Here is a 26,486-nt window from a genome sequence, read left to right as displayed (position 1 = left end):
TGGCTGAAGGGGGAAAGCAGCGGCCCGGACCCGGTCTGTGCGAGGGGAAGGGTCCGGGCCGCATGCGTTGGTGGCTGCGTGGGCTGTTAGCCCCGGAGCCGGCTCATGGTGGGGTCGTACAGCGGATCTTCGGTCACGGTGGCTTGGATGCGGCGTCCGAAGTACTCAATTTCCACGGAGTCTCCGAGGGACACTGCAGAGGGCAAGTAGGCGTAGGCAATCGGCTTGCGGACGGAGTAACCGTAGGCTGCGCTGGTGACGTAACCCACCGCCTGGTCCTTGTAGAACACCGGTTCCTTGCCCAGCACCAGGCTCCTGCCGTCGTCGACGGTCAAGCAGCGCAGGCGGCGGGCCGAGCTTTCCTCACTGCGCCCTTCCAAGGCGGCTTTGCCGACGAAGTTCTCCTTGGTCATCTTCACGGCGAAGCCAAGGCCGGCTTCAAAGGGGTCGTGCTCAGTGGTCATGTCCGAGCCCCAGGAACGGTAGCCCTTTTCGAGTCGCAGCGAGCTGAAGGCGGCACGGCCCGCGGCGATGACGCCGAACGGCTGGCCGGCCTTCCACAAGGCGTCCCAGAGGCGCTGCCCGTTGTCGGCGCTGGTGTAGAGCTCCCAGCCCAGTTCGCCCACGTAGGAGAGCCGCATCGCGGTGACAGTGACTCCTCCGATGGTGACTTTCTTGGCACGGAAGTACTTCAGGCCGTCGTTTGTGAAGTCGTCGCTGCTCACCGTGCTGATGAGGTCACGGGCGAGGGGACCCCACAAGCCGATGCAGCAGGTGCCGCCCGTGGTGTCGCGGACCTGGACCCAGTCTCCGGCGCCTCCATTTTCGGTCTGGTGCCGGGCCGCGCGCTCGAAGTAGGCGGTGTCCATGTTGCCGTTGGCGCCAAGCTGAAAAGTGTCTTCACTCAGGCGGGCCACGGTGATGTCGCTTCGTACGCCACCGGCTTCATCCAGAAGCAGCGTGTAGGTCACGGCGCCGGGCTTCTTGGCAAGGTCGCCGGTGGTCAGTTCCTGCAGCAACTTCAAGGCTCCAGGGCCGGACACTTCGAGGCGCTTCAGCGGCGTCATGTCGTACATGGCAACTGCTGTGCGGGTCTTCCAAGCCTCAGCCGCGGCGATGGGGGAGCTGAACATACCGGACCAAGCGTCGCGGGCCGGCGGCTGCCAGTCGTCCGGCATTTCCTTGAGGAGCTCGGCGTTGGCTTCGAACCAGTAAGGGCGCTCCCATCCGGCACCTTCCAGGAAGTAGCCGCCCAACTGCTTGTGGCGCGCGTGGAAGGGGCTGACGCGGAGGTTGCGGGGAGAAAGCTTTGGCTGGAGCGGGTGCATCACATCGTAGATCTCCACGAAGTTCTGCTGGGAGGTTTCGCTGACGTATTCGGGGGTCAGCTGGACCTCTTCGAAGCGGTGGATGTCGCAGTCACCGAGGTCAATCTGCGACTTTCCTTCGATCAGGAGCTCAGCCACGGCACGGGCGATGCCGGCGGAGTGAGTGACCCACACGGCCTCGGCAACGAAGAAGCCGTCAACTTCCTTGGACTCGCCCACCAGGGAGCCACCATCCGGGGTGAAGGAGAAGATGCCGTTGAAGCCATCCTCGATTTCGCTTTCACGCAGTGCCGGCAGGATCTGCTTGGTTGCTTCCCACGCGGGAAGGAAGTCTTCCAGCGTGAAGTCCAGGCGCGAGGGCATGTTGTGTTCGGTGATGCTGCTGGGCTCGTAGCTTCCGAGTTCATCGAGATCCACGGGCATGGGGCGGTGGGCGTAGGAGCCAATGCCGTAACGGTCACCGTGCTCGCGGTAGTACAGATCCTGGTCCTGGTGGCGCAGGATCGGCAGCCGGGCACCGTTGGGAAGTTCGTTCTTGCCCTTCTGGGCGGGGACCGGCGTCGTTTTTACGTACTGGTGGGCCAGCGGGAGGAGCGGAACGGACATCCCGATCAACTCGCCCACCTTGGCGCCCCAGAAGCCGGCACAGGAAACCACGATGTCCGCCGGGATCACGCCGTCGGGGGTCTCGACGCCGGTCACGCGGCGGTTTGACTGCTCGATGCCGGTTACCTCTGTGTTGCCGATGTACTTCACGCCGGCGGCTTCAGTGCGTTTGATGAGCAACTGCACGGCGCGGGCAGCAAGAGCCAGGCCATCCGTGGGGACGTGGAGGCCGCCCAGAATGTCTTCCTCATTGATCAGGGGGTAGAGCTCCTTGCATTCCTCGCGGGAGAGGATCTTGCCGTCGATGCCCCATGACTGTGCGTAGCCGAGCTTGCGCTTCAGGTCGGCCAGACGGGTCTCGGTAGTGGCAACTTCAAGGCCGCCCACCTGGTTGAAGCAGCTTTGGCCGTCCTCCGTGAGGGACAGCAGCTTCTCCACTGTGTACTTGGCGAAGAGTGCCATGGACTTTGAGGGGTTGGTCTGGAAAACCAGGCCCGGTGCGTGGGAAGTTGAGCCACCGGGCATGTTCAGGGGTCCTTGATCCAGGACGGTGATGTTGTTCCAACCGCGGGTGACCAGTTCGTCGGCGAGGTTGGTGCCAACAATCCCAGCTCCGATGATGACAATGCGAGGCGTGGATGCCATGGGGGTTCTCCTGCTGAAGTTAATAGGGGTGAGTCTGCTGGTGTTCTGGTGCTTGGTTTAGCGGAAAACCACGGTGCTGGTCTGGTCCAGCAGCACGCGGTGTTCGCAATGCCACCTGACCGCGCGGGACAATGCCAAGGCTTCGGCGTCCTGGCCCACGGTTGAGAGTGTGGTGGGACCGTAGCTGTGATCGACGCGGATGACTTCCTGCTCGATGATCGGTCCCTCGTCCAAGTCAGCGGTGACGTAGTGGGCAGTGGCACCCACCAGCTTCACGCCGCGGTCATAGGCCTGGTGGTAGGGGCGGGCCCCCTTGAATCCCGGCAGGAAGGAGTGGTGGATGTTGATGGCGCGTCCTTCGAGGGCACGGCACAGGTCGTCCGAAAGTACTTGCATGTACCGCGCCAGCACTACGAGGTCAACGTTGTACTCTTCCACCAGGTCCAGGAGCCGCTGCTCAGCGTCCGCCTTGGTATCCGGGGTGACAGGAATGTAGACAAAGGGCAGGCCAGCGGCTTCAGCCATGGCGCGGTGGGTTTCATGGTTGGAGGCAACCACAACGATGTCACCGCCGAGGCTGCCGCCCCGCCAGCGGAAGATGAGGTCATTGAGGCAGTGCCCGAACTTGGACACCATTACCAGGACCCGCTTCTTGGTTTGGTCGTGGAAGCTGAACTTCATCTCGAAGCGGTCAGCAATCGCTCTGAATTCCTCTTCGAGCCGCTCCGGGGAGTAGGACAGCGGGCCGGAGAAAGCAGTCCGCAGGTGCAGTGTCTGGCGGAGTCCGTCGTCGAACTGCTGGTGCTCTTCGATGTTGAAACCGCGCTCGAAAAGGAAGGTTGTGACTGCCTGGACAATTCCGGCGCGTTCGACGCACGACAATGTGAGTACGAACTTCTGTGCTTGCTCTTCTTTGAGCATTTCGGGCTTCGGTAGGGTGCTTACCGGTGAGTCTGTCGCCACGAGGGTCATGTCTCCTCCTTAAGATATATTCCTGGGTCCTGTACTGATATATTAGGATTGGATTCAGCGTATACTGGTGTTCAGGGCAGGTCAATAGATTTTTTGGTTGTGAAGAAAGGGATGGCGCAGTGGCTTTTGGAACTCTGGCAGTCACCGGCGAGGCCACGAAGAAATCCTTGGCTGACGTCGCGTACGAACGCCTCCGGGATCGCTTGTTGATGCTGGACATCAAACCTGGCGACCTCCTCAATGATGACCAACTCGCAAGGGACCTGGAGATTGGCCGGACGCCGGTGCGTGAAGCATTGAAGCGCCTGGAGTTGGATCGGCTTGTCATTACGTATCCGAGGCGGGGGACCTTTGCCACCCGCGTGGAAGTAACTGACCTTGCCTTTATATCGGAGATCCGGGCGCAGCTGGAACCCCTGGCTGCTGCAAGGGCTGCACGCGTTGCTTCGGCAGCCACCAAAGAACACCTCCGCGAAGTAATGCGCGCAGTGGAGGACTTTGACGTCAGTGCGGCATCCGTGGTTGAAACCCTGCGACTGGACGCCAGTGTTCACCAAGGCATCTATGCCGCGGCCGCGAACCCGCACCTCGAAGACATTCTGATCCGCTATGACAATCTGGCTACCCGCATCTGGTGCATGGTCTTGGACCGGTTGCCTGATCTGGAACACCATGTGCGCGAGCACCTCGACCTGCTGAGGGCCGTCATTGATGGTGATGAGGATCAGGCTGCCGAGTTGGCCCGCGTCCATGTCAGTGGCTTCGAGCACGCTGTGCGGCAGGCACTTTTCGCAGCCTAGGTTAGCGCCGATCCCACTGTTGACTCCGGGCTGTGGTGCTTGCATACTGAAGACTCCAACTAATATATCACCCGGATATCACGCGTTCTCCTACTCTGCGCTGAATCCGGGCGCTTGTGATGCAATCACAGCCTTCAGCCTTTGGAGTATCACGTGACGACAAGACCCCACCTTTTTGAACACATCCCCTTGACTGGCGGCAGCCGTGTTAAGAGGGGCATGGCGGAGATGCTCAAGGGCGGCGTCATCATGGACGTCGTTAACGTCGAGCAGGCCCGCATCGCCGAGGATGCCGGTGCCGTCGCTGTCATGGCGCTCGAGCGTGTCCCGGCCGATATCCGCGCCCAGGGCGGCGTGTCCCGCATGTCCGATCCGGACATGATCGATGCGATCATCGCCGCCGTGTCCATCCCGGTCATGGCCAAGGCCCGCATCGGCCACTTCGTCGAAGCCCAGGTCCTGCAGTCCCTCGGTGTTGACTACATCGACGAGTCCGAGGTCCTGACCCCGGCTGACTACATCAACCACATCGACAAGTGGAACTTCACTGTCCCCTTCGTTTGCGGTGCCACCAACCTCGGTGAGGCTTTGCGCCGCATCAACGAGGGCGCGGCGATGATCCGTTCCAAGGGCGAAGCCGGCACCGGCGATGTTTCCAACGCCACCGGGCACATGCGCAAGATCCGTTCGGAGATCGCCAAGCTCGCCGCCCTTCCCGAGGACGAGCTGTACGTTGCGGCCAAGGAGTTGCAGGCCCCGTACGAGCTGGTCAAGGAAGTTGCTGCCACGGGCAAGCTCCCCGTGGTGTTGTTCACCGCCGGTGGCATCGCCACTCCGGCTGACGCTGCGATGATGATGCAGCTCGGCGCCGATGGCGTGTTCGTTGGTTCGGGGATCTTCAAGTCCGGCAACCCGGCAGAGCGTGCCGCCGCCGTCGTGAACGCAACCGCTTACTATGACGATCCTGACGTGATCGCCAAGGTCTCCCGTGGCCTCGGCGAAGCCATGGTCGGCATCAGCGTCGACGACATCCCCCAGCCCCACCGACTCGCAGAACGCGGCTGGTAAGGGCATGACCGATCTTGCTCTCGTCAAAACCGTTCACGGCCGCGGCCTCCGGAAGGACTGGGCTCAGCTGACCGGCCACACGGTGGAGGTGTGGTTGATGGGGGACCATGTTCTCACCGGCGTGGTGGAGCAGGCGTCCGACGACGACTCCGTGCTGTGGATCGCCGCCGAAGGTCTCTCTACGAGGAAACTGTTCGATAAGTCGACGGGGTACCAGGTCTGGGCCTGAGCAGCCACTACGCCTGGGGATGTAACAAATTGGCGGGGTGTGAAGCCCACCACTACGTTCTCGTATATTAGTTGTCGTATTTCTAATATATTCATGCTTCCCGCAGCGTCGCGGGGAGCAGGCCAAGGAGAACCATGGGACTTAGCTCCACTCTCGATTCAGCGCGCTTTTCTCCCTTTCATCGCAAACTTGTGGTCGGCTGCATGGGCGGCCCTCTCCTCGACGGATACATGCTGAGCATCATCGGCATTGCAATGGTGGGTTTGACGGCGCAATTTGGTGCCAACGAGCTCGAAGTCAGCCTCATCGGCGCTTCTGCCCTGGTGGGTATCTTTTTCGGTGCCCTATTCCTGGGGCCGTTGACGGACAAAATCGGCCGGCGCCTGATGTACACCATTGACTTGTGGGCGCTGGTAATAGCGTCCGCCCTTCAATTCGTGGTTCAGGATGCGACGCAACTGATCATCCTTCGCTTCATCGTGGGACTAGCCATCGGGGCTGACTACCCTATCGCCAGCGCATTGTTGGCGGAGTGGTTGCCCCAGAAGCGGCGGGGAAAGATGCTTGGCATGCTGATCACGGGCTGGTTCGCCGGCGCTGCGCTGGCCTCCCTGGTTGGGTTCATCATGTCCGAGGTCTTCGGCCCGGAAAGCTGGCGGTGGATGTTGGGTAGCTCTGCCGTGCTGGGCATTGCTGTTCTGGCCATGCGGCACGGAATTCCTGAATCACCCCGCTGGCTGCTGAACAATGGCCGGCGGAAGGAAGCTGAGGATGCACTGCGTGTGGGACTGGGCGACCAGGTGGACGCGGCTGCCGTGTTTGCCGCCGAAGCGCAGTCTCCCGCCCGGACAGCGGCCAAGGGAAAAGTTGACTTCTCCTTGTTGCTGCGCCGTCCGTACCCCAAGCGACTGTTCTTTTGCAGCGCTTTCTACATTCTTCAAGTGACACCGCTGTTCGCAATTTTCACTTTCGGGCCGGTCATCCTCAGTTCGTTTGGCCTGGGTGAAGGAAATCTGGCCAACCTTGGCTCCGTGATCATCAACGCGGTCTTCCTGCTGGGGTGCCTTCCCGCCCTTCGTCTGGTCGAGACCGTGGGACGCCGGCCGCTCATCATTTGGAGCTTCGCCCTCATGGCACTCCCACTCTTCGTCCTCGGATTCGCCCCCGGAGCGCCTGTGGCGGTCATCATTGCATGCTTCTGCATGTACGCCTTCTTCTCGGGAGGTCCCAACATCCTCGAATGGGCCTACCCCAGCGAACTCTTTCCCACCGAAGTGCGGGCAAGTGCCATCGGCATCACCACCGGTGCAAGCCGGATCGGCGCTGCGATAGGCACCTTCGTGATCCCCTTCGCCCTACGGGATTGGGGCATTGGGCCCACCATGCTCGCAGCCGCCGGACTCACCGCCCTCGGCTGGCTGATCTGCGTCTTGATGGCCGAAGAGACCAAGGGCATGTCGCTGGCGGCAGCCGCCGGCGGCAAAGAAACAAACCCGGCAGCAGCCAAGGAGAGCAGGGTGGACATCGCATCCGTCTAATGGGAGGCGCCCAATAAGCCGCCCGTTCAAGACCCGGTGAGTGGCGCCGTCGGACATTCCTATACCTATTAATGGGCCAAATGCGCCCGCCACCGCACAGTCCGTGTGGTGACGGGCGCATAAGGCGTGCCCGGGCGTCCCTCAGCGGTCGTCTTCGGGGCGGGCCGTGAGGATCCGGTGGGCGCTCTCCTGAAGGATGCCGAGCGACTCCTGGATCAGGGGTGATGCGATGCTGCCCCTGCGCACCGCTGCCACGATGCGTCGCGCAGGCTTGCCTTTGCCGGTAATGCGGAGTCGGACCACGTTCTCGGCATTATGCAGCGGCGCCAGTCGCGGCAGGAGGCCCACGCCCAGTCCAGCGCCCACGAAAGCGATTTGGGTTTCCCATTCCACGGCTTCATGGGCAATGCGCGGTGTTACTCCCACGGCCGTGAACGCCGCTGTGAAGAGGGCGTGATAGGTGGACCCGGCTGATTCGGTGATCCACGGTTCGGACGCGAGTTCTTCCAGTGTGACCGTTTCCCGTGACGCCAACGGATGGTCAGCCGGAATGATCACGTCCAGGGGGTCATCGAGCAGCACCGTCTGTTCGAAGCGCGGATCGTCCTCAACATACGTGTCGGACTGCATGGCAACTATGACGGCAAGGTCGATTCGCTCGGCGACCAACAAGTCGAAGCAGCGGGCCGGGTTCGCCTCGAGTACCTGTACCTCCAGCAGAGGGCGTGTTGTGCGCAAAGTAGCGGCTAGCGGAGCCAACAACTGGGCCGCCGCCGTCGAGAATCCGCCGAGACCGAAACGGGACTGTACCTGGTCGCCGGCCTCCATGGCTGCTGCGCGGAGGCGCTCCCATTCGGCGATTAGCGTGTCCGAACCAGCCACCAGAAAGCGGCCCGTGGCGGTCAGCCGCACACCCCGGCCGTCCTTGGTCAGCAGCTGCATTCCGAGCATCCGCTGGAGCTCGCGGAGCTGCGCGGAGACGGCGGAGGGAGAATAGCCGGTGAGCTCCGCGGTGGCACCGATGGTGCCGCAACGGGCAAAAACTCGAAGTGTGATGAGTCTCGCATCAATCATGCACCTATTGTGCACGGTTATCTTCTGAATCTTGCGCTTTTGTTGCGGATCAATGATCCCTAATCTCATGACTATAAGGATTTCGACAACGCCGCTCGCACCCCACGCAGCCGTGGTCCCACGAAACACACATTTACCCCACGCCTCCCGGGAGGAAATACATGTCTGCTCCAGTCTTGCCCCTCAACTCACGCGGAAAACTCGCTTCATCTTTGCCTGCAGAGCAGCTGGCGGAGATCAGCGAACTGTTCGAGTTCCGGCGCAAGGGATATTCCCTCGATGCGCCTTTCTACACCGATGCCACGATCTTCAAGATCGACATGGAAGCCATTTTTGGCCAGCACTGGATCTTTGCAGCCAGCATCGCCGAACTGCCGGAGCCGGGCGACTACGTCACCGTCGACTATGGTCCCTACTCCCTGATCGTGCTGCGCAATGACGACGGCGGCGTGAACGTCCTGCACAACGTCTGCCGCCACCGCGGCGCCCGTGTCCTGACCGAGCCCGCCGGGTCAACAGGCAACCTGGTCTGCGGCTACCACTCCTGGACCTACTCCCCGGAGGGCAACCTGATCCACGCCTCCGCGCCGGGGGAAACGAAGTTCGACAAGGGCTGCTTCGGCCTCAAGCGCGCCCACAGCCGCGTGGTTGCCGGACTGATCTTTGTCTGCATTGCGGACGAGCCGCCCACCGACTTTGACGAGACCTCCAAGATCTTTGAGCCGTACCTCGCGCCGCATGATCTCTCCAAGACGAAAATCGCCTACCAGCAGAACATCGTTGAAGAGGGCAACTGGAAGCTCGTCATGGAGAACAACCGTGAGTGCTACCACTGCGACGGCCACCCGGAGCTCGCTTGTTCCCTCTTCCCCACTTGGGGCCTGACGGAGGGTCTGATCCCGGCCCACCTTGAAGAGGTGTGGGACCGCAACAAGGAAGCACAGGCATCGCTCGAGGAGCGTTGCCGCCGCTACGGCCTTCCCTACGAGGTGGTGGAAGAGCTCGACACCCGCATTGCTGGAATCCGCATCTCACGGGAATCGCTGGATGGCGACGGCGAATCGTTCTCGCCCGATGGCCGCAGGCTCTCCAAGAAGCTGCTCGGTGACTTGCGTGACTTCCGTCTTGGCCGCTGCTCGATGCACCTCCAGCCCAACAGCTGGTTCCACTTCCAGAGCGACCACGTCATCACGTTCGGGGTCTTCCCCATCAACGAACACCAGTCCCTGGTTCGCACCACGTGGCTGGTGGCCGACGACGCCGTGGAAGGCGTCGACTACGACCTGGAGAAGCTCACCTACACCTGGAAGCAGACCAACCTGCAGGACAAGGCCTTTGTGGAGCTGTGCCAGACGGGCGCCGGCAGCCCCGCCTACGAGCCCGGCCCCTACATGAAGAGTGAATACCAGGTGGAGGCATTCATCAACTGGTACGTACAGCGCGTCCAGGAGCACTTGGCATGACGGAACTCCTCACTGAGACGTTAGTCCAGGAGCCACATCGTATTCGCGGTCTTGAAATGCCGTGGAACAGGGTCATGGGCAGCACCGAGGGACCCGCCAGCGCAGCACGTGCGTTGGGTCCTTGGCATCCGCAGGAGTTCATGGCCGAATGCGTCGAGATTGTTCCCGAAGTGGGCGGCATGATGACCTTCGTGTTCCGTCGCACCGATGGCGCACCCTTGGCGTTCCGTGCAGGCCAGTACGTTAATGTTGCTTTCCCGGTGAACGGCGAGGACGAAGATCCGGTGGATCGCAGCTACTCGCTGTCCAGCGCTCCCACCAAGCCGTGGACCTTCGACATCACAGTCAAGCGCGACGCCACGGGCCTGGTTTCACCGTGGGTACACGAGAACATCAAACCCGGCACCGTCCTGGACATGCTCGGACCGGTGGGGGCATTCCACTTGCCCGACGCCGACCGCCGGGCCCGGTACCTCCTGCTGGCCGCCGGTGCAGGCATCACTCCCATCATGTCCATGGTGCGGACCATTCACTCCCTGCCCGGACAAGCCGATGTGGTGGTGCTCTACCACGGGGCAGAGGCCGGAGGCTTTGCCTTCAACAAGGAGCTGGCCTACATCGCGTCCGTTGACTCGCGCATCAAGGTCTTCTACTCCCTGGGTGACCGCAGCAAGCCCGAGGGCTGGGAAGGCCTCAGTGGAAGGCTGACGGCGGCAATGCTGGAGGAGGTTGCCCCCGACGCCAATGGCCGGCAGGTATACGCCTGTGGACCCGAGGGCTACCTGAACACCGCAACCGAGCTCCTGGGCAACGTGGGCGTGGACGATACTTCCATCCACATGGAATTCTTCACGGGAGATCGGCAGACGATCCTTGAGTACCAGGCAGAGCTCGCTCTCGCAGTGGACATTGCCGAGGAAATCGCCGAGGAAATCGCCGATTCCGCTGAGGACTACTACGAAAGCCAGCCCACGGCGTTCGGGCTCTACGAGCCCGGCTACGACGCGGAGGGGCCGCTGAAGGCTTCAGGGTTGCCACTGGAAACTGTCGACCCGGACGCGCCCGAAGCGTCCGACGACGGTTCCGATGCGGGAGCGAAGGTCGATGCGCCTGACGCATCGAGCTTTGAAACAGTGGGAACGGGAAGCCTCACCCTGTCCTTCATGCGCACGGGCATCAATGTGCGCATCGACCCCACCGAGCACATCCTTGGTCCGGCCCAGCGTGCCGGAGTCAGGATCGGCGCGAACTGCAAAGAGGGCATGTGCGGCTCCTGCAAGGTAGTCAAGCTTTCGGGGGAAGTGGAAATGAACCACCAAGGTGGCATCCGCGCCCGTGAAATCGATGCGGGCAAGTTCCTGCCCTGCTGCTCCACCGCACAGACCGATATGGTGATCGACGCCTAGGACGTCTATCTGAGTCCCGCACTGTGGGCCAACGCAATGGCCTCAGTGCGGGACCGGACGTCAAGCTTCCGGAAGAGGTTCCGGAGGTGAAACTTCACAGTATTCTCGCTGATGCCAAGGTCAGCGGCAATCGAGCGATTACGCTGGCCGGCAGCCAGCAACTGAAGGACCTCAAGTTCCCTGCCGGCCAGCCCCCATTCTGCTACGTCCCCAGCGGGAGTCGACGGCGGATCCAACGGCAGGACCACGGAGATATCGGCGCCCCATCCCTGCATGACGTCCACGTTCATGGTCCCGTCCACGGCCTGCACACGTTGAAGCAACCGTTCAAGCGTGGGACCTTCAGGGGAAAGCTCCCCGCCGCCGTCGTCCCTGACATTGATCAGCAGGTTCTCTCCATCACAGTCCCATTGCGTCCGGACCCGATGAACATCAGACTGCTCGGCGATAGCCAGGACCAATCCTCGAACCACAGCCCTGGCGGCGTGGGCCACCTCGCCGGGCAGTGCCCTTCCGTTTGCAGGCGGTTCGATGAACTGGATGTCGATGTTGCTGAAGTGCATGAGTGGCCTGAGGTCTTCCCGAAGCCTCTCGAACGCCTTGGCGACGGGCTCTTCCACAAGGTTGCTGGTGCGGTCACTGAGGGTCCGGAGGCCAACCAGGGCTTTGGCGGTTAGATCGGTCACGAACGTACGGGCCGCACGGTCGTCCAAGGAGTTTGAACGTAACGCCGCGAGCACAGTTTCCAGGGTTGTTGAGTGCTGGTCCACCAGCTCGCCGGTGACTCGGACACGCTCCGCGGATGCGGCCCGGGACTCCAGAAGATACGACGGCGGAGCGTCGCTCACCTTCTCTTGGATGCGCCCCGCTGCCAGTTCCCAAAGGTAGGTCACCATCCGTAGGGGTCCACTGTCTTTATCTGCGGCAGGTAGCACCGGATCGGTGAGAACCAGCAGGGCGTTGCTTGGTGGATAGCGGAATGCGAGGACGTCCCGCTGCTGACCACCAATCATGGCGGCCCCCTGCCACGGTCCTTCCCCGTCCACTAAGGCACGCAAGCGTTCCAATTCCGGGATGGAGACCCTGCTGACGATGTCCTCGGCGCCGGCCTTCTTCTGTGGGCGGCCCGTGCAGTCCTCAGTGAAGATGACCAAGGCACTCGATGTAAGGAACGGCAGGGTGGCCGCGCGAAGCTCTTCGGCAATGCCCATCAAGGGGGCTTTTGCAATGGACGCAACCGCATCGAGAAGGGGCCAGTGGAAGTCGTTGGGCTGGGGCATGCCACCAAGCCTAAAGGAGTTCCAGCCAGCCGCCTACCCAAACGGGTGGTTATTACTGTCCATTTTTGGCGTTACCCCTACCTGAAATAACCGGAACAATCGTTGTAGGCCCCTTGAGGGAAGAGGCACCCACCTGCAAAAGGAGTGAAAGTGAACGTCACCGCAGAAACAGCAACAACCACCAGTGCCGACGTAGCCAGTAACGTGTCCCTGATCCTGGGCGAGATGGGACACACGGCCTCCCGCATTGATTACGCACAGGTGTCCCGCCTGGCAGACGAGATCAGTGGTGCTGAACGCGTCTTCCTCGCCGGAGCCGGTCGGAGCGGCTTGGTCTTACGGATGGCAGCCATGCGCCTCATGCACCTCGGAAAAACCGTCCATGTTGCGGGTGACACCACAACCCCCGCCATCAATGCAGGGGATCTGCTGATTGTCGCTTCCGGTTCGGGTACTACATCCGGGGTAGTCAAAGCGGCTCAAACAGCACTCTCGGCAGGGGCCCAGGTTGCGGCAATCACCACCAACTCATCGTCCCCCTTGGCTGGCCTTGCCCAGACGGTGGTGGTTATCCCCGCCGCCCAGAAGACGGACCATGGCTCAGATGTTTCGCAGCAGTACTCCGGCAGCCTCTTCGAACAGTCGCTCTTCCTGGTAACCGAGGCGGTTTTCCATTCTCTCTGGGGAGCCACTGACGAGCCCGCTGAGCAGCTCTGGTTGCGACACGCCAACCTGGAGTAGACCCGGTCAACACCCTGAGATCCGCGCAACACCCCATACCCACCCGATTCACCAACCATTCCAAAGAAGGAAACAACACCATGAAACTGCAAGTTGCACTCGACCTCCTCACCATCGAAGACGCCCTGGAACTCGCCGGCAAAGTAGCCGAGCACGTGGACATCATCGAGCTGGGCACCCCGCTGATCAAGGCTGAGGGTCTCTCAGCCGTCACGGCAATCAAGGAGGCCCACCCCACCAAGATCGTGTTCGCGGACATGAAGACCATGGATGCCGGTGAGCTTGAAGCCGACATCGCCTTTAAGGCAGGCGCCGACCTGGTGTCGGTCCTCGGAACGGCGGACGACTCCACCATTGCCGGTGCAGTCAAGGCGGCACAGTCCCACAACAAGGGCATCGTGGTGGACCTGATTGGTGTGGCCGACAAGGTTTCCCGCGCCAAGGAAGCCCGCGCCTTGGGCGCAAAGTTCATCGAATTCCACGCTGGACTTGATGAGCAAGCCCAGCCGGGTTACGACCTTCGTGGGCTGCTGAACGCCGGCGAAGAGGCCCGCGTACCGTTCTCTGTGGCCGGTGGAGTGAACGCATCAACCATCGGAGCTGTGCAGTTGGCCGGTGCCGACGTAGCGGTTGCGGGCAGCGCAATCTACAGCGCCGCTGATCCGGAACTGGCTGCAAAGGAACTCAAGGCAGCAATTCAGTAGTTCCTAGGGTTCTGTCCGCCGCAGCTCGGCCTTTTCCACAAGCTCGGTGATCCAAGGCCGTTGCGCACGGTGGAGTGTCAGGCCCTCCGGAAGTCCCTGCACCTGGGATGTAGAGCCGGTGACATCAATGGTGATGCGCCCGCTCCCCATGGGGGCATTGCTGATGTGCAGGTCACCGAAAGATTCCGGCAATACCGGATCCAGCCAGACGCCGCCCAGGGAAATGTGGGCGTCGTAACGCATGAGTCCGGTGATCAGCTGGATGGGAGTGGTGGCAGCCCATGCCTGCGGGGAGCAGGCAGTCGGATACGGCACGGGCTCCCTGAACTGTCCGCGGTCAAAACCGCAGAACAGTTCGGGGAGCCTGCCGCCCGAAAACTCGGCAGCCTCAAGGAGGGCCGTGGCAATGCGCTGCGCTTCCTCCACGTAGCCGTAGCGGAGCAGCCCCGCCGCTATCAGGGCGTTGTCATGTGGCCAGACCGACCCATTGTGGTAGCTGGCAGGGTTGTAGGCGCCCATGTCGCTGGCCAGTGTACGGACGCCCCAGCCGCTGAACATTTCCGGGGACATGAGCCGCTCCGCCACGAGGGGTGCCTTGTCTTCATCCACCAGCCCAAACCACAAGCAGTGCCCCATGTTTGAAGCACACGCATCCACGGGTCGCTTGTCCTTGTCCAAGGCCACCGCGTAGTAGCCCTTGTCCGGGAGCCAAAACTCCTCGTTGAACTTCTTTTTGAGGCGATCCGCGCGTTCCCGAAGCTCGGCTGCCAAGGTGAGGTCGCCGTCGTCGTAAGCCATCCAAGCGCGCGCCATATAGGCACCATGCACGTATGCCTGGACTTCGCACAGCGCCAGTGGCGGCTCGGCAATGGTGCCGTCGGCAAAGTTGATGCCGTCCCAGGAGTCCTTCCAGCCCTGGTTGATGAGGCCGTGCTCGTTGGGACGCCCATACTCCACGAAGCCGTCGCCGTCCCGGTCGCCGTAGTCCCTGATCCACTCAAGCGCGCGATCCGCATTGGGGAGGAGCTCCGCAATCACATCCTTGGCGAAGCCCCACCGGCTGACGGAACCCAGGACGATGACGAACAGGGGAGTGGCGTCCACGCTGCCGAAGTACGCGGACTTGCCGCCCAGGGCCAAGCCGCTGGAGACGTCCAGCCGAACTTCATGCAGGATCTTGCCCGGTTCTTCCTCGCTGTTGGTGTCCACTACCGTTCCCTGACGGTCAGCCAGCGTGCGGAGGGTTCCCAATGCCAGAGACGGGTCAACGGGCAGTGCCATCTCTGACGCCCACAAGGAGTCGCGGCCAAACAACGTCATGAACCAGGGTGCCCCGGCCGCAACAACCACCCTGTTCGGATGGTCCGGATCCTGGATCCGCAACGCGCCCAGGTCTTCGTAGCTGCGCCTCAGGGTGCGTTCGATGGAACGATTGGCCACCTGCAGGCGGGGGATCTTGGCCACCCATTCCTCCCGGCGACGATCGCTGGGAGACAACTCCCCGCGGGCCGGATGGGCGAACGGCGTGCCTGCACCGTCGAGGGTGGGGACGACGCTCACGCGGGTGCTCCAGCTGCCGGAAGCTGGAATCTTGGCCGTGAAGCCCAACGCCCTGGCTCCTGCGCCGGCGCCCTCGGCCCGGATCACGACGCTTTTCCGGATACCCTCCCACTTTCCGCGGATCTCCAAGGAATCGCCTCCCGGGACGCGGGTTTCCGTCCACTCCCGGGTTATTCGGGCTTCCTTCACTTCAAAGAGGTCCGCGAAATCCGATTCGGCAGTCAGCAGGATCCGGCACTCTGCAGGCCGCTTGGAGTAATTCCGGACGGTGATCTCTTCCAGGATTCCTGCCCCGACTTCCCGTAAGCGTTCCACCAGCAACGGGCTGTCCGCGTACCCGTCCGACCGCGGTACCCGGCCTGCGAACAGGGCGCGGTAAGGTTCCCGGGTTTCAGCTGCCAAGGGTTCGATCGTTTGGCCGTTGATGGTCAGCTCCCATCGGGAGAGTATCCGGGTGTCCAGATGGAAGACGCCGTGGGGAAGTTCGGGGTTGATGTCCCCGTTGGCAGAGGAAATGCAGAAGGATGAGCCTTCCACCAGGGTGACCGTTCCGGAGCCCAGCGGCCCCGCTGCCGTGTCAGCATTCCATCCAGCCACTTGATGCTCCTTATCAGTGAGCTTGCGGATAGCTTGAGCTCTCGCGGCCGCCCGGTGGGCGGCCTTCTGCATGGATGTAAATGACGGTACGCCGGAGTGGGAGCGGGCACCAGAGCCCTGCCATGCCCGGCGCATCTGCGGAGGACAATCACTCCCGCAACCCAGAGTTAATCTCTTTTCCTCGTCCGGGCAACCAGAACGGGTCTATAGTGAGGGATAGGACATTCGCTGATGCAGCCCGGCGGCCCGCATTTCTTCCGACGCCGGAGGCCCCGTAATGACCGACACCCAAATTGGCAGCTTTATTCGCGACTGTGTGGTGTTTGAGGACGACACTGAGAACGGCTTGGACTTTGACACTTTCTACGGCCTGTACATCAGCTGGTGCGTTCTCGGACGCAAAATCCCCATCCCCGACTCCGCCTTCAAAACAGCCCTTGAACTCCAGGGACTCAAGCCCGTCAAGATCAGTGGCCAGAGAATCTATCCCGGCATGAGCATGATAGGTGCAGCCGCGCGGGACTACGTGGTCAACAGTGTTCCCATGTGGAGCGAAACCGCCACGGACATCCCGGTTTCCGAAATTCGCCAACAAGCAGTGGCATCCATCGCCTGATCCCATTCCACCAAGTATTCAGCCCATGCCCCTAGGATTCTTAGGGGGCATGGGCTGTTCCTGTTTCCGGAGGTTCTCGCTGAAAGGCTCTAATGAAACCGTCCATCGTTTGGTTTCGCGACGATCTGAGGGTCGCCGATAACCCGGCCTTGCGTGCCGCCGTCGACGACGGCGCGGCCGTTGCCCTCTACGTCCTTGACGAAGAATCGCCGGGTATCCGCCCCCACGGAGGCGCCGCGCGCTGGTGGCTCCACCACTCGCTGACCGCCCTCCGCGAAGACCTGGACAAGCTGGGTGTTCCCCTGCTGCTCCGCCGCGGACCTGCAGCCGACGTGGTTCGCGAAACCACGACGGCGATTGGTGCCGGAGGGCTGTACTGGAACCGGCGGTACGGTTCCGCTGAGCGAACGGTCGACGCCGGCATCAAGGCTTGGGCGGGAGACGCGGGACTGCATGTCTCGAGTTTTCAGGCTTCCCTTCTCCACGAGCCGTGGGAAGTGACCACTAAAACGGGTGGGCAATACAAGGTCTTCACCCCTTTCTGGCGGACTGTTTCTGCGCAGGACTTCCGCGAGCCGCTGGCCGTTCCGGAAGCGGGGCACGGATTCTCCGGAAAACTGCCAGCCCATGACCACCTGGAATCGTGGCAACTGCTTCCCACCACGCCGGACTGGTCCGGCGGATTGGCCGAAATGTGGACGCCGGGCGCTGCCGCCGGGCACAAGCGGCTCGCCACGTTCGTGGCGGGCGGCCTCTCCAACTACAGCGAGGGCCGCAACCGTCCGGATAGAGATGGCAGCAGTTGCCTGTCTCCCTATCTGCGTTGGGGTGAGTTGAGCCCGTTTGAGGTGTGGCATGCTCTGGGCTCCAAGCGGTCCGAAAGCGCCTCTATCTATGCTTCCGAGTTGGGCTGGCGCGAGTTCTGCTGGCACCAGTACTTCCACAATCCAAGCCTCGCAACGGCCAACCTTCGCCCGGAGTTTGACCGCTTTCCCTGGGCGTGGCCGGGCACCAACCATAACGGCAGCAGTAACAACGGCAAGCATCCCGGCCACGAGTCAGCGCCGGAGGAATTCCGGGCCTGGCAGCAGGGCCGCACCGGTTTCCCCATGGTGGACGCGGGGCAACGGCAGCTTTGGCATACGGGCTGGATGCACAACCGCGTCCGTATGGTTGCCGCGAGCTTCCTGGTGAAGAACCTGGGCATTCATTGGCAGCTGGGGGAGCAATGGTTTTGGGACACCTTGGTGGACGCCGATCCGGCGTCGAATCCGGCCAACTGGCAATGGGTAGCCGGTTCCGGGGCGGATGCTTCGCCGTTCTTCAGGATCTTCAATCCGGAGGCCCAGCGCGTGAAGTTCGATCCCCAGGGGAAGTACATCGCCCACTGGATTCCCGAGTTCGGAACACCGGACTACCCGGAGGGAATCGTGGACCTCAAGACCACCCGTGCGGAAGCGCTGGAAGCGTACAAGGAAATGAGGGAGGTCCACTAAGGGCTCCGGAGGTTGCTGCAGGGCCGACTATAGGCTGGGGGCATGTCAACCGAACTCATCCTTAAGCTCGTCATCGGGGCACTCGTTGCAGTGCTCCTTGCTGTGGGTGCCTGGTGGGCCCGGAAGCACCCCAACAGGTCCAAGGAGTATCCGGAACAGGTGCGCCTGCCCAAAGTGGTGCCCTTCATCGGCTGGCTGTTCTTTGTTTTCGGCCTCCTCATGAGCTTGGTCTCGTTCGCCTATGCTCCTTCTCCCTTGGGTGCCCGCATCACTGCGGTTGCCATCCTCCTGGGCGGCCTGGCTTTCGTGCTGATGTACCGCAACTGGTACGTGGCTCCGCGGGCCCATGAGGTTGCCTTCCGTACCGTGCTCGGCAAGGAACATATAGTTCCCTACAGCGACATTGCGCACTACCGGGTCCAAGTGATGAAAGGGCAGCCGATCCTGACGGTCAAGTCGGTCAATGGAGCGAAGCTCAGCCTGAATATCCGCACCTTCGACGTGACACCCCTCATGACGGCGATCGATTTCCACAAGGTGACCGGCCGCTGGCCTGCCCGCACGGACGTGGTGGGTGGGAGCCCCGGGGCAGAAAAATACCCCTCTGGAAATTAGTAGGAAGTCCGAGTATATTCGGATTCAGAGATGACCTGGATCACAGTTGGTCACGTGTTCCGCAACGGTCCCAGCACCCGGCGGCACGGCAGTCATTCACGATGCAAAGGAGCATTCCACCATGGTGCGCGAGCTTTCCCACTACGTAGACGGCCAGAGGATCGAAGGCACGTCCGGTCGGTTCAGTGATGTCTACGATCCCTGCACGGGCGAAGTCCAGGCGCGGCTTCCGCTGGCCAGCGCGGACGAGGTTCGCAACGCCGTCGCAAATGCCGAAAAGGGTCAGCTCGAATGGGCGGCAATGAACCCGCAACGCCGGGGGCGCATCCTGCTCAAGTTCGTGGACCTGGTCAACCAGAACATGGACGAACTCGCAAAGCTACTGTCCTCCGAACACGGCAAGACTTTCGCCGATGCCAAGGGCGACATCCAGCGCGGCATCGAGGTCGTTGAGTTCTCCGCCGGGGCACCGCATCTGCTGAAGGGTGAATTCTCGGACAACGCCGGCCAGGGGATAGACGTCCATTCGCTCCGCCAGCCGCTCGGCGTCGTCGCGGGCATTACGCCCTTCAACTTCCCGGCCATGATCCCGCTGTGGAAGTCCGGCCCGGCGCTCGCAGCCGGCAACGCCTTCATCCTTAAACCGTCCGAACGGGACCCCTCCGTGCCGCTGCGCCTCGCCGAGCTGTACAGCGAAGCCGGCGTGCCGAACGGCGTCTTCAACGTGATCAACGGGGACAAGGAAGCCGTGGACGCGCTGCTCGAAGATCCGCGGGTGAAGGCCATCGGCTTTGTGGGATCCACCCCCATTGCCCAATACATCTACGCCACCGCAGCTGCGCACGGCAAGCGCGCGCAGTGCTTCGGCGGGGCGAAGAACCACATGGTGATCATGCCCGACGCCGATCTGGACATGGCTGCCGACGCCCTGATTGGTGCCGGGTACGGTTCCGCCGGCGAACGCTGCATGGCGATCTCCGTTGCCGTGCCCGTTGGCCAGGAAACCGCCGACGCTTTGGTGGCCAAGCTGACTGAGCGTGTGAAGGACCTGAAGGTGGGACACAGCCTGGACAAGGACTCGGACTTCGGTCCCGTGGTGGCCGCTTCTGCCAAGGAAAGGATCGAAGGCTACATCCAATCCGGCGTGGACGAAGGAGCAACACTGGTCACCGATGGTCGAGGCCTCACCGTGGACGGCTACGACGGCGGCTTCTGGGTGGGCCCAACGCTCTTCGACAACGTCACCAAGGACATGAAGATCTACAAGGAAGAGATCTTCGGTCCCGTCCTCAGCGTGCTGCGCGCGGCTGACTACGACGAAGCGCTCAGGCTCTGCAGCGAGCACGAGTTCGGCAACGGCGTCGCCATTTTCACGCGCGACGGCGACTCTGCCCGCGACTTTGCCAGCCGGGTAGAGGTAGGCATGGTGGGCATCAACGTGCCCATCCCAGTGCCGATCGCGTACTACACGTTCGGCGGCTGGAAGGCGTCCGGTTTCGGCGATCTCAACCAGCATGGCGCAGACGCATTCCGCTTCTACACCAAGACCAAAACCGTGACGTCGCGGTGGCCTTCCGGCATCCGCCAAGGCGCCAGCTTCATCATGCCGGCAGGCAGCTGATGGGGGCTTTGGAAACCGAAGACGTTCTCTTTGAGCGTCGCGGCCACCTCGGCATCGTGACCCTCAACCGCCCGAAGGCAGTCAATGCGCTGAACGATGGAATGGTGAAAGCCATGCTCCGGCAGCTGACCGCATGGGCTGACGATGACGCCGTCGCCACTGTCCTGGTGCGCGGAGCGGGCGACCGCGGGCTGTGCGCCGGCGGCGACATCGTGGCCATCTACAAGGACATGCTGCACGGTGGCACCGCGACAGCCGACTTCTGGGCTGACGAATACCGTCTCAACGCGCTCATCGCTCATTATCCCAAACCGTACGTCGCATTCATGGACGGGCTCGTCCTGGGTGGCGGCGTGGGCATCTCTGCGCACGGCTCGGTTCGCGTGGTCACCGAGCGGACGCGCACCGGCATGCCCGAAACCACCATTGGATTCGTGCCCGACGTCGGCGGGACCCTCCTGCTTTCACGTTCGCCGGGGGAGGCAGGAACGCACGCCGCTTTGACGGGGGCGCACTTGTCCGGCGCGGACGCACTGTTCCTGGGGCTTGCGGATCACTTCGTACCATCGGCCGAGCTGCCCGCGCTGGCGGAAGCGTTGGAAAGCTCGACAGCGGAGGCCGCCGTCGAGCGTTTTGCCCAAGCCGGGCCGGAGTCAGCATTGGCGGCGCAGAGGGAGTGGATCGATGCCGCTTACGCCCATGAGGATGCGGAAGAGATCGTCCGGGGCATGCGCGCTTTGGGCGACGAGGCCGTAGCTGCCGCTGACACGATTGAGGCCAAATCGCCGACGTCGGTAAAGGTGGCGCTTGAGTCGCTGCGGCGGGTCCGTGGACTCTCTTTGGAGGAGGCGTTGGATCAGGAATACCGAGTGGGCCTGCGCTGCCTGGCCGGACCCGATTTCAGGGAGGGCATCCGCGCGCAGGTGGTGGACAAGGACCGCAACCCGCAGTGGAAGCCGCCGACTCTCGCCGAAGTCCGGGAGTCCGACGTCGAGGGCTACTTTGCGCCGCTCGGCGAACGGGAGCTGGGGCTTTCAGCCAGTCGAGTCCAGTCGAATTGAAGGAGACCATCATGACAGAGAACGCAGCTATGTCAGATATCCAAGCCCCGGCAACGGGACTCATCGCTTTCCTGGGCCTGGGTCATATGGGTGGTCCCATGGCGGCCAACCTGATCAAAGCCGGGCACGATGTGATTGGCTACGACCCCGTTCCGGCGGCCGTCGACGCAGCCCGGGCGCACGGAATTCCCATGGCATCAACGGCTCATGAGGCTGCTGCGGAAGCGGCTGTCGTTTTGACCATGTTGCCCAGCGGTAAGCATGTGCTGGATGCCTACCGTGGTGTGGACGGGCCGGGGCTGCTTTCCCTTGCGAAGCCAAACACTTTGTTCCTGGACTGTTCCACCATCAACGTTGATGAAGCCCGTGAGGCCGCTGTGATCGCGCTGGAAGCCGGTCACCGTTCAGTGGACGCCCCTGTTTCAGGTGGCGTGGTGGGGGCCGAAGCCGGCACCTTGACCTTCATGGTGGGCGCTTTGCCGGAGGACTTTGAGACCGTGAAGCCCATTTTGGAGCTCATGGGTAAGAGGATCGTCCACTGCGGAGATCACGGTGCAGGGCAAGCTGCCAAGGTCTGCAACAACATGATCCTGGGGGTGTCCATGATCGCCGTTGCCGAAGCATTCGTGCTCGGCGAGAAGCTCGGGCTCACGCACCAGGCATTATTCGACGTCGCCTCCAACGCGTCCGGCCAGTGCTGGGCACTAACCACCAACTGTCCTGTTCCCGGGCCGGTTCCCACAAGCCCCGCTAACCGCGACTATCAGCCTGGCTTTGCCGGCGCGTTGATGGCCAAGGACCTGCGCCTGGCAGTGAATGCGTTGGAAAGCACGGGCGTTGCAGCGGAAATGGGTCCTTTGGCCTCACGGATCTACGACGCCTTTGCCGCGGGTGAAGGCGCTGGGAGGGATTTCTCGGGCATCATCACGGAAATCCGCGACAAGTCCGTGTGAGAGGTTGGAACTTAACTTATGACGAGCTTGGCGGAGAGGGAGAGCATGACTGAGCAGTACAAGAACATTGTGGTTGAACGTCGGGGACGGGTTGGCTTGGTGACGCTGAACCGGCCGGAGGCGTTGAATGCGTTGAATACCGCCCTCATGAACGAACTCGTGGACGCAGTGACGGCCATGGACACTGATCCCGACGTTGGCGCCGTGGTGATCACGGGATCCGCCAAGGCCTTTGCTGCCGGTGCCGACATCAAGGAAATGTCCTCCAACAGCTATATGGAAATGTATGCGGCGGACTGGTTCCGGCGTTGGGAGGATCTCACACGCCTGCGTATCCCTGTTGTTGCTGCCGTGTCCGGTTTTGCCTTGGGTGGTGGCTGCGAACTGGCCATGATGGCCGACTTCATCATCGCGGGGGACAACGCCAAGTTCGGCCAGCCTGAGATCAACCTTGGCGTTGTCCCGGGAATGGGTGGCTCGCAGCGGTTGACCCGGGCCGTGGGCAAAGCCAAAGCCATGGACATGGTGCTGACTGGCCGGTTCATGGACGCCGACGAAGCCGAACGCTCCGGTCTGGTCTCGCGGGTGGTCCCTGCAGCCGAGGTGATCGACGAAGCACTCAAGGCAGCCGAAGTCATCGCATCCAAGTCCAAGCCCGCGGCGATGGTGGCCAAGGAAGCCGTGAACGCAGCCTTCGAGATGGGCCTGGCGCAGGGTGTTCTGTTTGAGCGCCGCGTGTTCCACTCACTCTTCGCCACCGAGGACCAGAAGGAAGGCATGGCCGCGTTCAGCGAGAAGCGCCAACCGGAGTTCAAGCACAGGTAGGGCCGCCTCTGGAGCGTTTGCCTTTACCCATTGCCCTGCCGACGGTTCGCCCGCACACTGTAACCAGCCGCTAGCCGAATAATCTCTCAGCATTGGGCTCGGCACAAATTTCTGTTGGGGCAGGACTTGGGGGGACCATGGGAAACTTTCGTGCGTTTGCGGTGAAATCGGCGGCTCTTGCCGCGTTGTTGGCGGGTTCAACGCTGGTTAGCGTGGCTCCAGCCGCGCAGGCCGAGTCTGAGGAGTGGGTGCCTGCAATGCACGGAATGCCCGTCGTCGGCTCAGACCTGACCATGGGGCTCACCAGGACCGACCTGATTGACTGCCCTGAGACAGAGGAAGCCCCTCAGGGCCTGGTCTTGGAATGGCTTAGCAATGGTGTTCCCTTGCCGGCCGAACGGCAAGGGGAGATTCTGAAGCTCACCACCGAGGACCGGGGTAACCGTATCTCCTTCAATGTTCACGGCGTGTGCTCTGAATCGGAGGTCTTCCACAGCCCAGCGACCCCTCCTATTGCCGCGTCTAACCGGGCGATGGGCTGGACGGGTCGTGGAAACTTTGAGCTTCTGGGCCGCACTGACAGCGGCGAACTGGTCCTGTACCCGCGGACTTATGAGTCCGACTGGAAGGACATTGGAATGTCAATCAGAGTTCGCTATTACCCTTCCTCGTGGGATGTGCCGAGGGTTGTCGGCACGGGCTGGAACATCTTCAATATCGTTTTCTCCGCCGGTGATTTCGACGGGGACGGGTTCAACGACGTCCTTGCCCGGGATGGCGCGGGAAATCTGTTCCTGTACCCGGGTAACGGTGACGGAGGCTGGCTGCCTACAGTACAAGTCGGCTCAGGCTGGAGCATTTTTGATTCCATCGTTGGTGCCGGAGATTTCGACGGCGACGGGAACAACGATGTCCTGGCACGGGACAGCGTGGGAGGCCTGTTCCTCTATCCCGGTGATGGTGACGGGGGTTGGCTCACGCCTCAACTGGTTGGTATGGGCTGGCAGGTGTTCGACAAAATCATCGCGTCGGGTGACACCGATGGTGACGGCGCGATGGATATCTTCGCGCGCGACCGTAGCGGAGTCTTGCATCACTACCCAAGCGACGGGCACGGTGGCTGGAAATCCCCAGCCGTGATGGGCTCCGGATGGGAAGTCATGACCGAAATCATCGGCGCCGGCATGTTCTTCAAAGACAGCATGAACTCTAGAACAGGAAACAGATATGCCTCCGTCCTCGAAGCCAGAAATGACATAACCGCAGTGGACAAGGACGGGTACCTTCGCCATTACTACGGGTTACCGGAACGAGGACTCTACGGCGGACATTACATCGGCAACGGCTGGGACATCTTCAACGCCCTCATCTGATTCTTGGCCTGAATTCAGGCGCCATAATTTGCGGGTACGCATGGCAGGCACCAGATGCCGACTGGTAGGTTAATCAAGTTGGTAGATATATTGACTTGAAGTTAGCCGGCTCGCCTCCGCACGTACCCCGCACATCAAAGGATCGTCATGAAGACCCTGAACCCATCCCGCGTGCTCTTCCTTACGTTGTTCCCGTCCGTTCTTGCCATCGCGGTGCTGGGAGGCTGCGCGGTCGGGGCACCGGCCCCCGTCGACGTTTCCGCCACTGCTGAGGCAAGCCCTACCGCGTCGCAGAACCCAAGCCTCAGCGGGAGGCTCGACGCGGCCACGGAAGATCTTTCCTGGGACAACGGCAACAGGATTCTGGGCGATGAAAACGGTGGACACACTCCGGATATCGCCAGCTCCCTGACAGATCCCGCCGCTGGGTGGCAGGGCGACTACAGCCGTATGGCGACAGACGGGGTAATGACCTTCACCTCGGAAAACACGCAATGCAAGGTGCGAACGATCCAGGTGCGCAACCAACCCTCCGAACTAGTGCCCGGCGACGACAGGGCGTCCACCTTGAAGGTCCTCGCCATCCTCATCCCCGGCAAGACAGACCTCGCCGCAAAAGCCAAGGACGCGACGTTAGGCTACGGCATGGCGGGCAATCGTGAGGTGGATATGCTGTCGCTGACCTACACATCAGGTGACGCCTATGGCTATACCGCGGTACGGACCTTTAGTAAGCCGGCGGTCACACTCAAGGTCGAAGCGCTCTGCCCCACACTCGACACCCTCAAATCCACCCTGCCCGAGATCAGTAAAAGCATCACCATCAACGCGTCTTGAGGCCGGAGGGGGTGAATGGACTACACAGCGGCGAGCGGCGCCTGCTTGAGTCCGTCCAGCCGCATTTGAAGTTCCTCGGAGGTGGGAGGGTTGGCACCGGGCCGACTAACGGTGATGGCTGCGGCCGCGGCTGCGGTCTGTCCGATGATCTCGAGGGCTGTTGGTGCAAACGCCTTTTCGGCTCTGGTCAACAGCTCAAAGATCAGGGCGCTCATGTATGAATCACCGGCGCCGATGGTGTCTGCAACGGCGGTCTTCAATGATGGGATGTTCAGGCGTGTCCCGGATGTGGCAAGTAGCGCGCCTTCAGCGCCTCGGGTGATAACGGCAAGCCGAGCCCCCTGTTTGAGCAGCCGGGATGCTACGTCGTCCGGCGAGGACGTGGGATACAGCCACTGAGCGTCTTCGTCGCTGAGTTTGACCACGTCTGTAAGGGGGAGCAGGTCCTCGAAGATCTTCTTTGCTTCGGCGTGGCTACCAAGGAGGGCCGGGCGGATGTTGGGGTCGTAGGTGATGAGGCAGGAGTCGTGGCATTGTTCGAGGAGGGTGCGCACGGTAGCGGCTCCCGGGGCCAGGAACGTGGCGATGGATCCGGTATGGACGACTTTCGGGATCATTGCCGGTGCTACGGGGGCAAGTTCCCAGAGGATGTCGAACTCGTAGCTGGCCGAACCGTCCGTTGCGAGTGTGGCGGTAGCGGTTGCGGTGCGGTTGAGGGACTTTGACCCGGGGAGTAACTGAACGCCTGCGCTTTGGAGGTGGGCGGTGATGGCGGCTCCGTGGTCGTCCTTGCCGATCGCGGTGAGCAGCCCGGTCCGCGTACCGAGGCGCCCCAGGCCGTAGGCGACATTCGCGGGGGAACCGCCAGGGTAGCTGATGGTCCCTTGTCGGGTATTCACAATGTCGACCAGGGCTTCGCCGATGACGAGAACGTCCAGTTGGTTTTGGGCGGAGGCGTCCGGGTGAAGGTTGTGCATCTCGGTTCTTTCGTCGGTCACCGGTGGTACGGCGGAGGTATGGGTCCGTCCGCGGACCTGTTGGCAGGTCCGCGGACGGAGATGGGGGTTCCGAATGGACG

23 protein-coding genes are annotated in these 26,486 nt (G+C 62.0%); 17 read left to right on the top strand and 6 right to left on the bottom strand.

Features of this window, described 5'->3' with window-relative positions:
• Positions 1-86 precede the first annotated feature (86 nt).
• Both ACZ881_RS05825 and purU read right to left on the bottom strand, forming a co-directional pair.
• The gene (locus tag ACZ881_RS05825; protein WP_476113211.1) at positions 87-2,579 is read right to left on the bottom strand and encodes a GcvT family protein; all 2,493 of its coding nucleotides are present in this window, start codon (positions 2,577-2,579) and stop codon (positions 87-89) included.
• Between the two features lie 57 nt (positions 2,580-2,636).
• Positions 2,637-3,551, bottom strand: a complete 915-nt coding sequence (purU, locus tag ACZ881_RS05820) for a formyltetrahydrofolate deformylase (protein ID WP_091464930.1) — start codon at positions 3,549-3,551, stop codon at positions 2,637-2,639.
• A gap of 119 nt (positions 3,552-3,670) precedes the next feature.
• Here purU and ACZ881_RS05815 point away from each other — a divergent pair, with 119 nt between their 5' ends.
• From ACZ881_RS05815 to ACZ881_RS05800, 4 genes are all read left to right on the top strand, one after another.
• Entirely contained in the window at positions 3,671-4,351 is a 681-nt protein-coding gene (locus ACZ881_RS05815) for a GntR family transcriptional regulator (protein ID WP_017199251.1), read from the top strand.
• Positions 4,352-4,504: 153 nt separating this feature from the next.
• Positions 4,505-5,419, top strand: a complete 915-nt coding sequence (gene pdxS / locus ACZ881_RS05810) for a pyridoxal 5'-phosphate synthase lyase subunit PdxS (protein WP_476113205.1) — start codon at positions 4,505-4,507, stop codon at positions 5,417-5,419.
• Between the two features lie 4 nt (positions 5,420-5,423).
• The gene (locus ACZ881_RS05805) at positions 5,424-5,648 is read left to right on the top strand and encodes a hypothetical protein (RefSeq protein ID WP_179016472.1); all 225 of its coding nucleotides are present in this window, start codon (positions 5,424-5,426) and stop codon (positions 5,646-5,648) included.
• Between the two features lie 134 nt (positions 5,649-5,782).
• Positions 5,783-7,186 (top strand): MFS transporter, encoded by a 1,404-nt coding sequence (locus ACZ881_RS05800; protein WP_476113203.1) that lies wholly within the window; start codon positions 5,783-5,785, stop codon positions 7,184-7,186.
• A gap of 141 nt (positions 7,187-7,327) precedes the next feature.
• Here the strand turns inward: ACZ881_RS05800 and ACZ881_RS05795 are convergent, their stop codons facing one another.
• Positions 7,328-8,260, bottom strand: a complete 933-nt coding sequence (locus tag ACZ881_RS05795) for a LysR family transcriptional regulator (protein WP_364307492.1) — start codon at positions 8,258-8,260, stop codon at positions 7,328-7,330.
• Between the two features lie 161 nt (positions 8,261-8,421).
• Between ACZ881_RS05795 and ACZ881_RS05790 the strand changes: the two genes are divergently transcribed.
• Together ACZ881_RS05790 and ACZ881_RS05785 are read left to right on the top strand one after the other, a co-directional pair.
• The gene (locus ACZ881_RS05790; protein WP_091464975.1) at positions 8,422-9,723 is read left to right on the top strand and encodes an aromatic ring-hydroxylating oxygenase subunit alpha; all 1,302 of its coding nucleotides are present in this window, start codon (positions 8,422-8,424) and stop codon (positions 9,721-9,723) included.
• The gene (locus ACZ881_RS05785) at positions 9,720-11,129 is read left to right on the top strand and encodes a ferredoxin reductase (RefSeq protein ID WP_476113200.1); all 1,410 of its coding nucleotides are present in this window, start codon (positions 9,720-9,722) and stop codon (positions 11,127-11,129) included. The genes ACZ881_RS05790 and ACZ881_RS05785 overlap by 4 nt, the downstream gene beginning before the upstream one ends.
• A 5-nt stretch (positions 11,130-11,134) precedes the next feature.
• On the opposite strand, the gene ACZ881_RS05780 is transcribed toward ACZ881_RS05785, so the two are convergent.
• Positions 11,135-12,409, bottom strand: a complete 1,275-nt coding sequence (locus tag ACZ881_RS05780; protein WP_476113198.1) for a helix-turn-helix transcriptional regulator — start codon at positions 12,407-12,409, stop codon at positions 11,135-11,137.
• A 150-nt stretch (positions 12,410-12,559) separates the two neighbouring features.
• On the opposite strand from ACZ881_RS05780, the gene hxlB reads away from it, so the two are divergent.
• On the top strand, positions 12,560-13,150 hold the full coding sequence (hxlB, locus tag ACZ881_RS05775; RefSeq protein WP_476113196.1) for a 6-phospho-3-hexuloisomerase: 591 nt from the start codon (positions 12,560-12,562) through the stop codon (positions 13,148-13,150).
• 80 nt (positions 13,151-13,230) lie between these two features.
• The gene (gene hxlA / locus ACZ881_RS05770) at positions 13,231-13,854 is read left to right on the top strand and encodes a 3-hexulose-6-phosphate synthase (protein WP_017199258.1); all 624 of its coding nucleotides are present in this window, start codon (positions 13,231-13,233) and stop codon (positions 13,852-13,854) included.
• A 3-nt stretch (positions 13,855-13,857) separates the two neighbouring features.
• Here hxlA and ACZ881_RS05765 read toward each other — a convergent pair whose 3' ends face one another.
• A complete protein-coding gene (locus ACZ881_RS05765) occupies positions 13,858-16,011 on the bottom strand; it encodes an amylo-alpha-1,6-glucosidase (protein WP_476113193.1) in 2,154 nt (717 codons plus the stop codon).
• Positions 16,012-16,288: 277 nt separating this feature from the next.
• Between ACZ881_RS05765 and ACZ881_RS05760 the strand changes: the two genes are divergently transcribed.
• The 9 genes from ACZ881_RS05760 (at position 16,289) to ACZ881_RS05720 (ending at position 25,408) form a co-directional block, all read left to right on the top strand.
• Positions 16,289-16,627, top strand: a complete 339-nt coding sequence (locus ACZ881_RS05760; protein WP_091464981.1) for a hypothetical protein — start codon at positions 16,289-16,291, stop codon at positions 16,625-16,627.
• A 92-nt stretch (positions 16,628-16,719) separates the two neighbouring features.
• Positions 16,720-18,123, top strand: a complete 1,404-nt coding sequence (locus tag ACZ881_RS05755; protein WP_476113189.1) for a cryptochrome/photolyase family protein — start codon at positions 16,720-16,722, stop codon at positions 18,121-18,123.
• Between the two features lie 42 nt (positions 18,124-18,165).
• Positions 18,166-18,738, top strand: a complete 573-nt coding sequence (locus tag ACZ881_RS05750; protein WP_476113187.1) for a hypothetical protein — start codon at positions 18,166-18,168, stop codon at positions 18,736-18,738.
• A gap of 121 nt (positions 18,739-18,859) precedes the next feature.
• Positions 18,860-20,359 (top strand): CoA-acylating methylmalonate-semialdehyde dehydrogenase, encoded by a 1,500-nt coding sequence (locus ACZ881_RS05745; protein ID WP_091467471.1) that lies wholly within the window; start codon positions 18,860-18,862, stop codon positions 20,357-20,359.
• On the top strand, positions 20,359-21,420 hold the full coding sequence (locus ACZ881_RS05740) for an enoyl-CoA hydratase/isomerase family protein (RefSeq protein ID WP_476113184.1): 1,062 nt from the start codon (positions 20,359-20,361) through the stop codon (positions 21,418-21,420). Before ACZ881_RS05745 ends, ACZ881_RS05740 begins: the two co-directional genes overlap by 1 nt.
• A gap of 11 nt (positions 21,421-21,431) precedes the next feature.
• Positions 21,432-22,373, top strand: a complete 942-nt coding sequence (mmsB, locus tag ACZ881_RS05735) for a 3-hydroxyisobutyrate dehydrogenase (RefSeq protein ID WP_178993449.1) — start codon at positions 21,432-21,434, stop codon at positions 22,371-22,373.
• Positions 22,374-22,418: 45 nt separating this feature from the next.
• The gene (locus tag ACZ881_RS05730) at positions 22,419-23,198 is read left to right on the top strand and encodes an enoyl-CoA hydratase (RefSeq protein ID WP_476113180.1); all 780 of its coding nucleotides are present in this window, start codon (positions 22,419-22,421) and stop codon (positions 23,196-23,198) included.
• 137 nt (positions 23,199-23,335) lie between these two features.
• Positions 23,336-24,571 carry an FG-GAP repeat domain-containing protein gene (locus tag ACZ881_RS05725; protein WP_476113178.1) on the top strand — a complete coding sequence of 412 codons (1,236 nt, stop codon included), beginning with the start codon at positions 23,336-23,338 and terminating at the stop codon, positions 24,569-24,571.
• A gap of 147 nt (positions 24,572-24,718) precedes the next feature.
• Complete coding sequence (locus tag ACZ881_RS05720; protein ID WP_476113176.1) at positions 24,719-25,408, top strand: hypothetical protein; 690 nt, start codon at positions 24,719-24,721, stop codon at positions 25,406-25,408.
• Positions 25,409-25,428: 20 nt separating this feature from the next.
• Here ACZ881_RS05720 and ACZ881_RS05715 read toward each other — a convergent pair whose 3' ends face one another.
• Complete coding sequence (locus tag ACZ881_RS05715; protein WP_476113174.1) at positions 25,429-26,385, bottom strand: carbohydrate kinase family protein; 957 nt, start codon at positions 26,383-26,385, stop codon at positions 25,429-25,431.
• Positions 26,386-26,486 lie beyond the last annotated feature (101 nt).

The organism is Paenarthrobacter sp. TE3676 (assembly GCF_056279165.1).
This window is presented reverse-complemented; position numbering and strand designations above follow the sequence as displayed.